This is a genomic window from Neorhizobium galegae (assembly GCF_021391675.1).
In the GTDB taxonomy this organism is placed as follows: domain Bacteria; phylum Pseudomonadota; class Alphaproteobacteria; order Rhizobiales; family Rhizobiaceae; genus Neorhizobium; species Neorhizobium galegae_B.
Genome location: NZ_CP090096.1, coordinates 581000 through 595793 on the forward strand (window position 1 = coordinate 581000; position 14794 = coordinate 595793).

General features: G+C 61.7%; 13 protein-coding genes and 1 pseudogene. 5 read left to right on the forward strand and 9 right to left on the reverse strand.

Annotated features, from left to right (window positions below):
- Positions 1-28: 28 nt before the first annotated feature.
- The 3 genes from LZK81_RS25465 to argH are packed head-to-tail and all read right to left on the reverse strand — an operon-like array spanning position 29 to position 3138.
- On the reverse strand, positions 29-799 hold the full coding sequence (locus LZK81_RS25465; protein ID WP_233957776.1) for an amino acid ABC transporter ATP-binding protein: 771 nt from the start codon (positions 797-799) through the stop codon (positions 29-31).
- 9 nt (positions 800-808) lie between these two features.
- Positions 809-1675: an amino acid ABC transporter permease gene (locus LZK81_RS25470; RefSeq protein ID WP_233957821.1), complete on the reverse strand. Its 867-nt coding sequence runs from the start codon at positions 1673-1675 to the stop codon at positions 809-811.
- Between the two features lie 2 nt (positions 1676-1677).
- Positions 1678-3138 (reverse strand): argininosuccinate lyase, encoded by a 1461-nt coding sequence (gene argH / locus LZK81_RS25475; RefSeq protein WP_233957777.1) that lies wholly within the window; start codon positions 3136-3138, stop codon positions 1678-1680.
- Positions 3139-3290: 152 nt separating this feature from the next.
- Here argH and LZK81_RS25480 point away from each other — a divergent pair, with 152 nt between their 5' ends.
- Complete coding sequence (locus LZK81_RS25480) at positions 3291-4190, forward strand: LysR family transcriptional regulator (protein ID WP_233957778.1); 900 nt, start codon at positions 3291-3293, stop codon at positions 4188-4190.
- 18 nt (positions 4191-4208) lie between these two features.
- Here LZK81_RS25480 and LZK81_RS25485 read toward each other — a convergent pair whose 3' ends face one another.
- The 5 genes from LZK81_RS25485 to LZK81_RS25505 all read right to left on the reverse strand — a co-directional run bounded on the left by LZK81_RS25485 (position 4209) and on the right by LZK81_RS25505 (position 7554).
- Complete coding sequence (locus LZK81_RS25485; RefSeq protein ID WP_233957779.1) at positions 4209-4682, reverse strand: GNAT family N-acetyltransferase; 474 nt, start codon at positions 4680-4682, stop codon at positions 4209-4211.
- Between the two features lie 624 nt (positions 4683-5306).
- Complete coding sequence (locus LZK81_RS25490; RefSeq protein ID WP_233957780.1) at positions 5307-5969, reverse strand: SH3 domain-containing protein; 663 nt, start codon at positions 5967-5969, stop codon at positions 5307-5309.
- A 26-nt stretch (positions 5970-5995) separates the two neighbouring features.
- Positions 5996-6259 (reverse strand): cysteine rich repeat-containing protein, encoded by a 264-nt coding sequence (locus LZK81_RS25495; protein WP_046612136.1) that lies wholly within the window; start codon positions 6257-6259, stop codon positions 5996-5998.
- Positions 6256-7173, reverse strand: a complete 918-nt coding sequence (locus LZK81_RS25500) for a sterol desaturase family protein (RefSeq protein WP_233957781.1) — start codon at positions 7171-7173, stop codon at positions 6256-6258. Before LZK81_RS25500 ends, LZK81_RS25495 begins: the two co-directional genes overlap by 4 nt.
- Before the next feature lie 75 nt (positions 7174-7248).
- Entirely contained in the window at positions 7249-7554 is a 306-nt protein-coding gene (locus LZK81_RS25505; RefSeq protein ID WP_233957782.1) for a hypothetical protein, read from the reverse strand.
- 216 nt (positions 7555-7770) lie between these two features.
- Between LZK81_RS25505 and LZK81_RS25510 the strand changes: the two genes are divergently transcribed.
- A complete protein-coding gene (locus LZK81_RS25510) occupies positions 7771-8475 on the forward strand; it encodes a response regulator (RefSeq protein ID WP_233957783.1) in 705 nt (234 codons plus the stop codon).
- Positions 8475-9818 carry a sensor histidine kinase gene (locus tag LZK81_RS25515; protein ID WP_233957784.1) on the forward strand — a complete coding sequence of 448 codons (1344 nt, stop codon included), beginning with the start codon at positions 8475-8477 and terminating at the stop codon, positions 9816-9818. Before LZK81_RS25510 ends, LZK81_RS25515 begins: the two co-directional genes overlap by 1 nt.
- Positions 9819-10060: 242 nt before the next feature.
- Here LZK81_RS25515 and LZK81_RS25520 read toward each other — a convergent pair whose 3' ends face one another.
- On the reverse strand, positions 10061-11938 hold the full coding sequence (locus LZK81_RS25520) for a heavy metal translocating P-type ATPase (RefSeq protein WP_233957785.1): 1878 nt from the start codon (positions 11936-11938) through the stop codon (positions 10061-10063).
- Between the two features lie 371 nt (positions 11939-12309).
- On the opposite strand from LZK81_RS25520, the pseudogene LZK81_RS25525 reads away from it, so the two are divergent.
- Positions 12310-12657: pseudogene (locus LZK81_RS25525) on the forward strand (NAD(P)/FAD-dependent oxidoreductase); the annotation flags it as partial.
- 416 nt (positions 12658-13073) lie between these two features.
- Positions 13074-14762, forward strand: a complete 1689-nt coding sequence (locus LZK81_RS25530; RefSeq protein WP_233957786.1) for a carboxylesterase/lipase family protein — start codon at positions 13074-13076, stop codon at positions 14760-14762.
- Positions 14763-14794 lie beyond the last annotated feature (32 nt).

The following is a 14794-nucleotide window of genomic DNA, read 5'->3' on the forward strand; positions in this document are numbered from 1 at the left end:
CCGGTCGGAGTGACCGGCCCGATTGATTTCAGCTGTGAACAGCCCTGATGAACTCGATAGTGCGAGGGCTCTTCGGCGAACTGAGAACTTCAGAGGCGGGGCCGACCTCGACCATCTTACCCGCCTCCATGAAGGCGACGGTATTCGCAACGCTCCGGGCGAAGCCCAGTTCGTGTGTCACCACGATCATGGTCATGCCGCTTGCGGCGAGATCCTTCATCACGTCCAGAACTTCGGAGACGAGTTCCGGATCGAGTGCGGACGTAGGTTCGTCGAACAGAATCAATTCCGGGCGCATGCACATTGCACGGGCAATTGCTACGCGCTGCTGCTGGCCGCCGGACAATTGCGAGGGATAATGCCCGGCTTTGTCGCCCAGCCCCACGCGGACCAGTAGGTCTTTCGCCCGTTTGCGGACATCGGCTATCGGCTCGCCCAGAACCTGGACCGGGCCTTCCATGATGTTTTCCAGCGCGGTCTTGTGCGGAAACAGGTTGAACCGCTGGAAAACCATGCCGATGTGGCGGCGCTGCCGCGACATTTCCGCATCGCTGATTTCATGCAGGTTGTTGCCTTCGCGGCGATAACCGACCAGTTCGTCATTCACCCAGATCGCACCAGAGTTCATCTTCTCAAGCTGATTGATGCAGCGCAGGAATGTGCTCTTGCCTGATCCGGAAGGGCCGATGATGCAGCAGACCTCGCCCTTGGGGATTTCCAGGCTGACTTTGTCGAGCGCCGTGAAAGTCCCATAAAGCTTGGTGACGTCAACGGCCTTTACAACGATATCCTTGCTCATCTCATCCCCTCACATCGATGCGCTGACGGCTTTGCTGCCGCGGCCGAAATATTGCTCGATATAATGCTGGGCGATCGAGAGGACGGAGACGACCGCGAGATACCAGAAGCTCGCAACCAGGAGCAGTTCCAGCACGCGGGTGTTGGCAAAGTAGATGATCTGGGCGTTGTGCAGGATCTCCGAATACTGGATGACGCTGGCAAGCGAAGTAAGCTTGACCATGCCGATCACTTCGTTGCCGATCGGCGGCACCATGACGCGCATGGCCTGTGGCAGCACGATGCGGCGCAGCATCATCATCTGCGTCATGCCGATCGAGCGGGCTGCCTCATACTGTCCGCTATCCACTGACAGAAGGCCGCTGCGGACGACCTCTGACGTGTAGGCGCCCTGGGAAATTCCAAGCCCCAGCATGGCTGCCACAAACGGCGTCATGATGTCCACGGTGCGGAATTCGAACAGGCCGGGAATGCCCATGGTTGGAAAAATGAGCGCCAGGTTGAACCAGATCATCAGTTGCAGGAGCGCTGGCGCGCCGCGGAAGATCCAGACATAGCCCACCGCAATGGACGACAGGACCGGGTTGCCCGAAACGCGCATCAGGGCGATGACCACGCCAAGAACGATGCCGAGCGTCATGGCGGCCACGGTCATCACCAGCGTGCTCTGCAGCCCCTGCAGGATGGCAGGTGCAAAGAGGAAGTCGCGGACATAGCTCCACTCGATCTGGCCGACGCTGAAGGCGCGGACGAGGGCGGCAAGAGCGGCCAGAACCAAGGCGGCGGTCACCATGCGCCCGATATGGCGCTTGGGAACGAGCGTCAGGTGGGCGATCTCGTATTTCTGGTCGAGCGATGCCGCTTGGGGTGCTGGCATGGTCATCGGACGCCTCGTGCGTTCTCGGAGGGGGAAACTCTGCCCGGCAGGTTCAGCGTGCTCTCTGCGAAGTCCTTTCTTGCCTCCAGCGCGCCGGTGAAGCGCTCGATCTGTTCCCGCACCCTGGCTGGCGACGTCGAGCCAAAGCCGGTGCGGCTGGTGAGCGCGCCTTCCAGTGTAATGGCCTTGAGAACAGCGGGCGTAAGGCGGGCGTCGATACGGGGCAGGTCTTCCTCGCTCAGACCCGCAAGATCATGGCCGCGCTCTTCGCAATAGCGCACGACGGCGCCGGTAATGTCATGGGCCTGCGCGAACGGCACGTTCTGGGATACCAGCCAGTCCGCCACTTCCGTTGCCAGCGTGAAGCCCCTCGGCGCTTCTTCGCGCAATTTCGCGACATCGAATTCCAGCGTTTCCACCATGCCGGCGAAAGCGGGCAGGATGAGTTCGAGAACATCGATGCTCTCAAAGAGCGCCCGCTTGTCTTCAGCGAGGTCGCGGTTATAGGCGAGTGGCATGGCCTTCATCGTTGCCAGAAACCCGGCAATGTTGCCGATCAGCGTGCCGCTCATACCGCGGGTCAGTTCGGCAATGTCGGGGTTCTTCTTCTGCGGCATGATGGAGGAGCCGGTCGAGTAGGAATCATGCAGCCTGACCCAGCTGAACTGCTTGGAACTCCAGATGCAGATTTCTTCCGCAAGGCGAGACAGGCTGATGGTGACCAGTGAGCAGATGAACAGGAATTCGGCCACATGATCGCGGGCCGAAACGGCGTCGATGGAGTTTTCGCAGGCCGCGGCGTAGCCAAGTTCGACCGCCGACAGATCCGGGCGGCAGGCGATACCGGAACCGGCCAGAGCGGCGGCGCCAAGCGGCGAACGGTCGAAGCGCCGGTCGAAATCCTCGAAACGCTCCAGGTCGCGCAGCAGGCTCTGCGCATGCGCCATGAGATGATGGCCGAGCACGACAGGCTGCGCGGGCTGCAGATGCGTGAAGCCCGGCATCACCGTTTCGGTATGCCTGGAGGCTTGCGAGATGAGCGCCAGTTCGATTTCGACAATGCCGCGCGACAATTCCCGCGCCATGCGGCGCAGGTAAAGGCGGGTATTGTTGGAGGTCTGGTCGTTGCGCGAGCGCCCGGCGCGCAGCTTGCCACCCAGCACGCCGAGACGCTGCATCAGCAAGCGTTCAAGGAAGGTGTGAATGTCTTCGTCTGCGGCGATGGGCTTTTCGTTCCCGGTTGCGACATCGGTCTCGATATGGTCGAGCGTTTCACGGATCGTGGCGAACTCCGCCTCATCCAGCACGCCGGCGCGCTTCAGTTCGGAGGCATGAGCACGCGAGCCGGCGAGGTCTTCGCGGTAAAGCCGAAAGTAAGAGGGGTGCGAGCGTGAAAGATTGGCAAGCGCTTCCGAGGGGCCGGACTTGAAGCGTCCACCCCAGAGCTGGGTCGGCTCCGACATGATAGTTCCCTTTTATGTTTAATATTGAGGCAATGCTCCTATTTGGCGCTAATTAAGGCAAGCGAAGTTAATTCCTTGGCCTATGACAAAAACGACTAGCCAGCCATGCCTTGGATGCTTAGTCTGAAAACGACTGAATGGGCGAGGTGAGTATGTCTGGCCGCAAGCAATTTCCCTCCATGACGGCGCTACAGGTTCTGCTGGCTGTGGGCGAGCGTGGCTCGACGAGTGCTGCCGCAGAGCCGCTCGCGCTCTCGCAAAGCGCGGTCAGCAAGCAATTGATCGGATTGGAAGAACTCATCGGTGGCCCAGCTTTCCAGCGCACGCCGAACGGTATGGTTCCAACCGAGTTGGGCGCCATTTACATCGAGCATGCCCGCACGGCGATCAAGGCAATGGAGGATGCAGCCCTAAAGGTCGCTCGCCTCAAGCCGGGGCCGCGTGTTCTTCGTCTTCAGGTGCCGCCGATCTTCGGTGATCGCTGGCTTCTGCCGCGCTTTGTCCAATTCACTGAGGCCCATCCCGAAATCGAAGTGCAGTTTACGACCTTCGTCTCAAAGACGCAGACGGAAACTCCCGATGGAAGCGTACGTTTTTTCGTGGCCCCGGCACCGGATGAGGAGGGCACATATCTCTTCGGCAATGACATTCGTCTCGTCAGCGCCGCATCCTACTGGGAAAAGCTTGGAGATCCCGCGACCATCGAAGCCGTAGCGCGGGGTGTCATGCTGGAGCATCCACAGACGCCGTTCCATTGGCCATTCTTCGTGCAGGCGAATGGATTGCTCGGGCTGGAGGTTCGTCACACGATGCGTTTCGGCTATTATACGATGGTTATCCGCGCGGCCCTGGCAGGGCAGGGCATGGCGCTGATCCCACATGGCCTGATTGTCGATGAACTTGCTGCCGGCCGCCTCGTCAATCCCGGAGGTCTGGGCTTCCGGAGTGACCATGGATACTGGTTCACCAAGCCGGGCAACATTCCCACTAGCCAGTCGATGCGTCTTTTTGAACAATGGCTGCACGAAGAAGCCCGTTCAACGAAAGATTAGATCGGGATCATCCCGACATCAGGAGGCGAGACGCTTCAGGGCATCGCCATCCAGCCGATAGAAGATCTTGTCAGGTTTTTGCTGTCCGCCAATGCTGTCATAGAAACGCAGCAGGCGCTCGTCGTTAGCATCGGCGGTCCAGTCGATCCGCGACAATCCACGATCTCTTGCTAGGCGTGCGAGGTGGGCGAGCATTTCCTGACCTATTCCACGGCCGCGATAGGCGCCACGCACGTATAGCTCTTTCAGGAAAAGGCCAGCTTGCAGATAGGGGCCGGGATAGATGGCGCTGAAGGCGGCGAACCCCGCCATAGTCGATGCATCCATTGCGACAATGATTTCCGCGCCTTTCGGTCGTTCTATCAAGCCCCGCAGAATGTCATCTGCTGAAGGGCAGGGCACGTCGTAATGCGCCTGCATTTCCTGTAGCATCTCTATGAGGCTTGTTATTCGCGATGGCTCGGCGCCGAGCGTTTCGATTGAAAAAGTCATTTTGGTCCCTGAAAGCCACCCAATATCGGTTTTACGCGTTGCCCTCTCGCATTTCCGCCCAGACACGCCCTGTCTCCTGCTGTTGCGATGATGTTCGGCCTTGTGCATACCTGCGCATCGGCATTGGCTCAATCCCTTTTGCCGGCTGAGTACTACTGGCCTGTATCACGAAACGTGCCGCCAATATTGGTCTGGCGGGTCTACCTGCCGACATAGTTGGCGCATGCCACATATTCTGCCTTTCCGTATCACTCGGAGAGTGGCTTAAGTTCGAAGCAGTCCCGCGTCGTCGAATACGTGCTCCCCCCATTCTTCCGACGGCATCGAGGATCACGGGGTCGATATGATATCGATCATTTATCATGTCGCTCCTCAGCTGCGCAGCAACGATTTCGCCGAGTATAACTTCTCGTGACCTGCCCGAGGTCGACGAAGGAGTGGAGCCGGCATTCCAGTGAGGCGGGGGCTTCAGCTATGGCAGGGCACGCGATCTTGCTACCCGACCGGAGCGTGAGCTCTGCCATTTCAATTTCGCTAACATGCTCTTCAAATGGAACGGCGGTGATGTTCATCGCACTCACGCGGCACACCGCAATGGGGATCGCCTGGCCTCTGCCGTCCACGTCACCGTTCGAAGACGCGGGTGCGGCTGTTGCCGCGCGGGCCGGTGCGGGTCACGGAGCAGGATTGGTCCACCCGGCTGCAATTGCGCACCCTCGACGCCGTGTTGCCGCGGGGACCGTCGACGTCGCGAGTCGCGGTGCATTCGCCGTTTGCGCAGGTGCGGTTATGGGTGGCCGTGCCGCCATAGATGCCGGTCGTCGAGCGGGTTGCGGTGCAGGTGCCGTTTGCGCATTCCACCGTCCGGTCGAAGGAATTGACGCGCGGCGCGACAATCGGCGGGTCATAACGCCAGCTCGAGTACCACGGGTAGCGCACGTAGTGGCGATCCCAATAGGCGCGATTGTAGCCGACGACCACGACGCCGATGCGCGGGGCAAGGGCCGGCGTCAGCACCACGGGCGCACCGCGATAGACGACCTGGATATAGTTCGCCGAGACCCAGCCTCGCATGGCGCCGAGCCCGATATCGCACCAGCTATAGCCGTCGAGGCAGCCGTAGGTGGTGATGCGGGCGCCCACCGGTACGACGGTGACGACCGGATAGGCGGTCGAGGGGCCGGCCCTCAGATTGACATTGCCGGTGGCGATCGCGGCGGTAGCGGCGGCTGCGACGGATGTCATGCCGGCGAGCATCGCGAGTGCGAGAAGCAGTTTCCTGAACATCGGATTTTCCTTTCGAAGGTGAGAATTCAGTGCTGGATCACGTCACTCAGCGCCGAGCGGCAGGGGGAGGAGAGCTTTTGCGCATTGTCCCTGAGGCAGGCGGCGATGCGGCCATCGCCGCGCTCGACGCCGTCGCAATAGGTTTTCAGGTCGGTGCGGCAGGCGCGGGCGACCTTGAACGCCTGCTGCCGCATTTCGGGCGATACCTGCGTCTGGGCCGAGGCCGTGCCGGCGAGCGCCGCGAGGATGAGGGCGAGAACGCTGGGCGCGACGAGGAGCTTGCGGATCATGGGGATAGTCCTTCGGTTCTGGTGGTGGAGTTGTTGTCGGTCGGAAGACTGTCATTTGCAGGTCTTTCGATCGGCCGCGGTGCGGGGCCGACCGGTCCGAATAGCACCCGGAGCTTGGCGGTCGGGCCGGTTGTGCGGCGGAAATCCCGCCAAAGGATGGCCCATTCGCCAAGCGCGATTCGCCCCGGATTGAGCGAGGCCGGGCGGCCGCGCAGGCCGTAGCGCAAGGCCTCGGTCTTCGGCGCTTCCGTAAAGGTGCCAAACAGCCGGTCGAAGACGATCAGGATGCCGCCGAAATTCTTGTCGAGGCAGCCGGCATTGGACGCGTGGTGCACTCGATGGTGCGCAGGCGTGTTCAGCACCCATTCGAGCGGGCCGAGACGCGGCGAAAGCTCGGTATGGATGAAGAACTGATAGGCGAGGTTGAGGCCGAGCATCGCGACGATGCCGAACGGATGGAAGCCTGCCCAGGCAAGCGGCACAAAGAACAGGAAATGGCCGGAAATATCACCGGTCCAGCCGAGCCGGATCGCCGCCGTCAGGTTGAGCCTGGTCGGCGAGTGATGCACTGCATGCGTCGCCCAGAGCCAGCGGATGTGATGCGAGGCACGGTGATGCCAATAATAGACGAAGTCCACCGCGACGAAGAGCGCCAGCAGCCCGGCCGCTGTCGTGATGTCTATGTCGAACAGACGGTGCCGGTAGGCGAACATGAACGGCACAGCGACGAGGGCGGCTTCGAGAGGGCGCACGAGGCCATGGATCACCGCGACGCCGAAGGACGCAGCCGATTCTTTGAGGTCATGCGTGTCGTGCCTCGCCAGCCTGCCGATCAGATATTCGAGCAGCATGAAGCAGGCCGCAATGATAAGGATGCCGGCACGCAGCGACGGATCGACGGAACTCTGGAACATGGGAGAACCTCGCGAAAAAAAGTTGCCCGGCGGCTCGTGCTGGGGGCGGGAAGCCGCCGGGCGCCGCGCCTCGGGTCAGTAGCGATGAAAGCTGCCCGAGCGGGTAACCGTGTTGCCGCTCGGGCCGGTCGTGGTCCGGGAGCCGGTGCAATAGCCGCCGTCGCACGAGGCCGAGCCGTTGCGCGACATGCTGTAGCCGTTTGGGCCAGTGCGATTGATGCTGCGCGAGCAAGAGCCGCCTGCGCAGCCGCCGCTCGCATGCACGGATGCGGTGCCGCGTGGGCTGCTAGTCGAGCCGTCGCGGGTCCAGGCATTTGCCTGACCGACCGAAAGCAGAGCGAAAGTGCCGGCGAGCAGGCCGGCTGTCAGTGTCTTGGTCATCGTTTCATCCTCGTTTCGATGTGGATCGTCGCGTCGACGAAAGCAGGGGATCGATCGTCGACGTGAGTGAGGATGGCGGCGCGATGTATGCCGGTTATGTCGCGCCGGTTTCGATTTGTAGGCCTTTGTCGCCGGTTTGTAGCGTTTTGTATCAACGGCCCGCCGGCGCTTGATTTCGGCAAATCGCTTGTTCATGGTTGTGCCATGGACCGATCCATGCCCACGATTCTGATCGTCGATGACGATGCCGACATAAGGCAGCTCGTTGGCGATCTGCTGTTGCGCGAAGGTTTTGCCGTCGAGGCGGCCGAGGATGCGCGCGCCATGGACGAGGTGCTTCTGCGGCGTGAGCCGGACCTGATGATCCTGGATCTGATGATGCCCGGCGAAGACGGCCTCTCGGTCTGCCGGCGCATCCGTGCAACGCGGCCGTTGCCGATCCTGATGCTGACCGCGAAAAGCGACGAGACCGACCGCGTCGTCGGCCTCGAACTCGGGGCCGACGACTATCTTGTCAAACCGTTCGGCCCCCGCGAACTCTTGGCGCGCGTCCGGGCACTGTTGCGCCGCGCCGCGCCCCAGGTGTTCCAGCGGCCGAGCCGGCGTTACGCCTTCGACCGTTTCGTCGCCGATCTCGATGCACGCCAGCTCGAAGCCGGGTCGGAAGGCGTCGTTTCACTGACGAGTGGAGAGTTCGAACTTCTCTCTTGCTTCGTGATCAGGCCGCGCCGGGTTCTCTCGCGTGACCAGATTCTTGACTGGACCCATGGCCGCACCGCCGATCCCTTCGACCGCACTGTCGATATTCTCGTCTCGCGGCTGCGCAAGAAACTGGAAGCGGCAAGCCCTGGCAGCAACCTGATCAGTACCGTGCGCAACGGCGGTTATCTGCTGACGGTGCCGGTGCGGCAGGTGACATGATGTTTCGCCTGAGCCTTTCCAGGCGGCTCATCGCAATCGGAGGGGCGGGTTTCCTGGCGCTCTGGATTGTGCTGATTTCGTTCTACTATCTTGCCAACGGCCTTAGCCGCACCGCGTCCAACCCGCCGCCCGGCCAGATTGCCGCCATCGTCACGCTTTTGAAGAGCGAACCTTCCGCCCGTTGGCCGGCGCTGCTCGACGCGGTGAGCTCACCAATCCTCGATCTGAGCGTTGTCGAGAATGATTTGGGACCAGAAAACGCCCTCGATCTCTGGGAGGATCCAGACTACGGGATATATCGAGCGGTTCTCGGCAGCGACCTGCTGTCGATCCGCCTTCTGGTTCCGGAGCGCAGGTTCCGGCGGCCGCGTCTGTTTCAGGGCGTGCTCAATCCCGTCCAGTTCCGCATCCGCCTTTCGCCGGATCGGGTGCTGGTGATGGAAACCCGCACGCCCTTCATCGTCGCCTGGTTCGGCCTGCCGGCGGGGCTCGGCGCCGGGTTGATCGGGACGTTGTTCGCCGTCGCGGCGCTGATCGTCCTCCATCGGGAAATCCGCCCGCTGACCCGGCTCGCCGCCGTCGTCGATCGGATCGACCCGATCGGGGCGCCAGTCGTGCTGCCGAAACTGAAAGGAGCAGCGCCCGAAACTCAGGCGCTGCTCAAGGCCTTTGATCGGTTGCAGACGCGCCTGCATGCGATCGTCCGCGCCAGGTTGGCGCTGATTGGCGGTATCCAGCACGATGTGCGCACGTTCGCGACCCGACTGAGGCTTCGCGTCGAGCACATCCCGAACAAGACGGAACGGGAAAAGGCCGCAGCCGACATAGACGATATGATCGAGCTTCTCGACAATGCGCTACTGGCCGGCCGCGCCGGTGTCGGAGCTCTGGACGAGGAACTCCTCGACCTCGTGCCGCTTTTGGAAGCGGAGGTAATGGACCGCCGGGCGGCAGGCGCGCATATCACCTTGGCCGCCCTTCCGCCCGAGACGGCAATGGTAATTGGCGATCGTCTGGCTCTGCGGCGGGTATTCGCAAACCTGATCGATAACGCGCTCAAATACGGCGGTGCGGCGCATCTGGCGCTTGTGATCGAGGCGGAGTGGCTGCGAGTGACGGTCGACGACGAGGGATCGGGGATTCCAGCCGATTGGCGCGAGGTCCTGACGGAGCCCTTCGTGCGTCTGGAACCCTCCCGTGCCCGCAAGACCGGCGGGGCCGGTCTTGGCCTCGCCGTCGCCCGCAATCTGGTGGAAGCCCATGGGGGCACACTGGAAATCGACGATGCACCGGGCGGGGGTGCGAGGCTGAGCGTCCGGCTTTATCTATTCGGCAGCCGATGAGGTCGCCCTTCAGGATCGGCGTGGGGATGGTTGGATTGGCTCCGGTCTCTGAGCTGCGATCCACGAAGGACGGTTAGATGAGGGAAACGGCGGCGGGTTTCGTTGCTGGGTGCTGGGAGTGCTCGGATTTGTGGTTCCGCCTGTCCTTTGCATCTCGTAGCCTGCGGTTTCGCAGTTTACCAATATGCAACGAACCAGCGATCGCCAGATTAAACCTGAGAAATTCGGGGCGCTGAAGCATATCATTGCGGGGGTCTACTGGGTGCACCGGACCGTTGATCGAACGTTGGCTTGATCCTCAGCGCCCGAAGAGCATTCAGGATAACGGCCACATCGATCAGTTCCTGGAGCAGAGCCCCCTGCACGGGCGTCAAATATCCAAGTGCGGCTGCGATCATTCCGCAGATGGACATTCCGATTCCGGCTACCACGCTTTCCAGCGCGATACGCCGCGAGCGTTTCGCTATTTCAATGCCTGGGAGCAAGCGGTCCAGGTGGTCGACCAGAAGTACGATATCCGCCGCCTCTGCGGAGGCGGCGGCCCCCCGGGCGCCCATAGCCACCCCAATATCGGCGGCAGCAAGAGCTGGCGCATCGTTAACCCCGTCGCCGACCATCATGACCGGCCCATTCTTGCGCTCTGTCAATACCAGCAGAACCTTCTGGTCCGGTGTGAGGTCTGAGCGGACTGCGTCCAGCCGCAACCCTCTGGTCACTGTCTCGGCGACCGCCCGGCGGTCACCAGTCGCCAGCAAGATGCGGCTGATGCCTAACCGCCGTAGACCCGCGATGAGCTCGGCGGTGCCTGATCGCAGCGCGTCCGCCATGGTGAGATACCCCGCGATCCTGTTATCAACCGCAAGGGCGACGACCACGGTCCCCGCCGTCATGGCCAGGCTCCCTGTCGGCTCAACGCCGACCTTCGTACTCACGAACGCAACACCTCCTACGGCGACCTCCCGGCCGTCGACTGTTCCGGCAAGGCCTTCACCGGCCCGTTCGCTCACATGTTCCGGGACAGGCAGCAAGACCCGTTGTCGGTGTGCTGCCGCGACAATCGCTTGGGCCATCGGGTGTTTCGACGCCTGTTCCAGAGCGGCCGCGAAATAAAGAACCTCGCTTTCTGACATGCCGTTGTGGGTTTCGATGGAAACGATCTGCGGTCGTCCATCTGTCAGTGTACCGGTCTTGTCGAGGATCAACGTGCTGATCCCTGCCAGAGCCTCCAGGGGCTTTGCTCCTTTGATGAGGACGCCGAAGTGTGCCGCTCGAGACAGACCAGCCACCAACGCCACTGGAACTGCAAGTATCAGCGGGCATGGTGTTGCCACGACCAGAACAGCCACCGCGCGAATGGGATCACCGGTGAGCCACCAGGCCGCTGTCGATAATGCGATGGTGACGGCCAGAAACAGCAGGGAATACCGGTCGGCCAGCCGGGCCATCGGCGCCTTGGATGCCTGAGCTGCCTCGACCAGCCGGACGATGCCGGCATAGGTGCTGTCTGCCACACGATGCCGGACCCGCAGGTCAAAGGCATCGCCGGCATTGGTCGACCCACTCATTGCTTCCTGACCATGCTCCAGTCGTACAGGCATGGATTCGCCGGTCAGCGCCGATTTGTCGAGGATCGCCCGCGGGCTTTCGATGTCACCGTCTGCCGGCACGACGGCGCCCTGGTGGATCATCAGCAGATCGCCCGGTTCGATATCCTGCAACCCGATCTCTTCGAGGCCCTCCTTGGTGTGACGCGTGGCGGATCTCGGCACACGCGAGAGGAGTGCGCTCATTTCGCGCCGTGCACGCCCCTCGGCAAAGCTCTCCAGAAATGTCCCGCCGGAGTACATTAGGGCAACGACGGATGCGGCGAGCGTTTCCCCGAACAACAACGCCGCAGACATTGAAAGTGCCGCCACGATGTCCAGTCCAATTTCTCGACGCCAGAGACCGCGCATGATTTCGATGATCAGTGCGGCGAGGACCGGGATGACACCCGCCTGCCACGCGAGTTTGGCTATATCGGGCATATCGACGGCATAGACAAGCAGCCCGAGCGCAAGGCCTGATGCGGCCAAGAGGAGTAGTGCAGACTTCAGGCGATCGGAGCTCGGATAAACCATGGTTTTCTTTCCTCACCGTTTGCTGGCGATAGTATTTCAGAGCTGTCAGCGGCGACCGAGGAGACACGACGATCGGGCAAGCCATCGAGACGATACCGTCATTGGCGCCGAGACTGCCGCCCTAAGCCAACCGAGAGGGGAGACGGTTCCCATCGTCTCAAGACTTCCGCTTGATAGTACCATCAAGGCGCGTCGCTGCGGCCACGGTGGTCGCCGCTCTCGCGCGGCTGCACCATTATCCCGCATTCGACGGGCACGGGCTCAGGAGGACGGGACCAAACTCAAGATCGGCGTTTGAAGGCCAAAAGGATTCCCGGTCCGTCCACCTGGATCCGTCAGGACTGATCAAGCCCTGAGGATTCGAATTCTTCTCGCTCGGAAACGTCTGTCGCCGGCTCGCCGAAAAGGCGGAAGCTCTGGGCGTCGAGATCTGTCCGGGCCTTGCGGCCGCCGAAGTGCTGTACGACGCGAACGGGGCAGTCAAGGGCGTCGCCATCGGCGACATGGGCATCGAGAAGAACGGCTAGCCCCCGAACTTCACCCGCGGCATGGAGCTTCATGGAAAATATGTGGTGATCGGCGAGGGCGTGCGGGATTCTCTCGCCAAGCAGCTGATCCAGAAGTTCGACCTGCAGAAGGATCGCGAGCCGCAGAAATACGGCATCGGCCTGAAGGAGCTCTGGCAGGTCACGCCGGAGAACCACAAGCCGGGGCTGGTGCTGCGCCACAAGCAGATGATTTCGGACGCCGCCCTGAGCTATCTGATTGCGTCTGCGCGCCGACGCCATCCGTTTTCCGACAGGTGAAGAGACCGGCACGGCCCAGAAAAATCGGAGCGCCGCTCGCTTCCGCTTGAATTAACCAAATAGTACGTTAATTTATTTTCTGGGGAGGAGAGGCACCAAGCTTCTCGACATTCAGTTCGTTTTCGCCGGAGCCAAAAGCTTCGAACGGCGGGCCGTATGTTCACCGACCGTCACAGAGCTTGGAGGAGCATCACACCATCTCCCGACTACTGACCACAGGATCTGCGTCCATGGTGGACAGGGGGCATGCGGGTAGTGACGAGGATCACGGCGGGTGAGCTTTCCACACTGCGTCAGCTCACCCGAGCCATCGGAATGAGGAGGAAGGCATGATTGCGACAGGACCACGGAGCTCCGGCCTGATATGGCTCCGACGTTACCTGCAGGGGCTGGGGCTGGCTGCGGTAATAGCGGTTGCGCCGTCAGCGACAGCGCAGGTCGTGTCTCCGCTGGCGCCGGTGACGACGGAATCCGGTCATGTGGCCGGCCAGACCCTCAAGTCGGGCGTCAAGGCGTGGCTCGGCATGCCCTATGCGGCACCACCGGTTCAGGATCTTCGCTGGAGGCCGCCTCAGCCTATTTTTTGGGAAGGCGTATGGAACGCGGACAGGCTCGGTCCGGAATGCATTCAAGTTCTGCGTCCGCACGACATCAACCACTATTTTGGTGAGGAGCCCACCTCCGAGAACTGCCTCTACATGAACATCTGGTCGCCGGGCGCGGCCGAGGCCGACAGTAAGCTTCCGGTCGTCGTTTTCCTTTACGGCGGCGGCGGCACGATCGGTTCGAGCGGCATGGATTCCTACAAGGGCGAGGAATTGGCCAAGCGCGGCGCGGTGTTCGTGAACTTCAACTACCGCGTCGGACTCATGGGCTTCATGGCGCATCCGGAACTGACGGCTGAACAGGGTGGCCATTCGGGCAACTACGCCTACCTCGACCAGAACGCCGCCCTAAAATGGATCAAGAGCAACATCGCCAAGTTCGGCGGCGATTCCGACCGGGTCGTCATCATGGGGCAATCGGCCGGGGCGCGTTCGGTTACCGAGCAGATCTTCAGCCCCCTGTCTAAGGGCCTGTTCAGCGGCGCGGTAATGTCCTCCGGCTGCACCTGGAATATCGCCACCGACAGCCTGGCCGACGGTGAGAAGACCGGGCTCAAGGCCCAGGAACTGCTTGGGGCGAAAAACCTCGCCGCGATGCGCAACATCCCGGCGGACAAAATCCTCGCTATCCAGAGCGAATCTCAGGTCGGCACCAAAAGAGAGGGCGTGAAGGCGAACGGTGTGATTGACGGTTACTTCACGCCGAAGAGCCACAAGGAAATTCTGGCCGCGGGGGAGATGTCGGACGTCCCGATCATCGCGCACTACAATCGCGACGAGACCAACTCGCCTTTCTCGGGCGTCAAAAACCTCGAAGACTATAATGAACTCGCCGAACGCATCTATGGTGACAAGGCAAAAGCGTTCCTCAAACTCTATCCCGCCGCATCCGACGATGACGTCGCGGCGCGGGCGACGCAAATCGCCCTCGACTCGCGGCTTGCCAAGAATGCGCGCGATTGTGCAGCCCTTCAGGTCAAGCACAACAAGTCGCCGGCCTATGTGAGCATGTTTTCCCGCAAGCATTCCTTCGCGCCCGGCGTAGACTATGCGGACATCGACGAGAAGACGATCGGTGCCTACCACACGGCTGACATTCCGTTTTGGTTCGGCACGCTCGAAACTTTCAACAAGCTCCGGCAGGGACGCGCCTGGACCGACACCGACCGCGCGCTTTCGGAAAAGATGATGGCGAGCCTGATCTCCTTCGCCAAGACAGGCGATCCCAAGACGAGCGACATCAACTGGAAGCCGTGGAGCACCTCCAACGACGCGGCGCTCACCCTCGATGCGGCGATCGGCACTACGCCGTCCAACCCCGCAGGTATCGACTTCATTGCCGCCAATCCCCTGCCGCAGGCCGCGCCCGGAGTTGCCCCCGGCCGCGTTCCCGGCACCGGACCACGTGACTGATATCGGAGGTGGCGATCTCGACGGATCGCCGC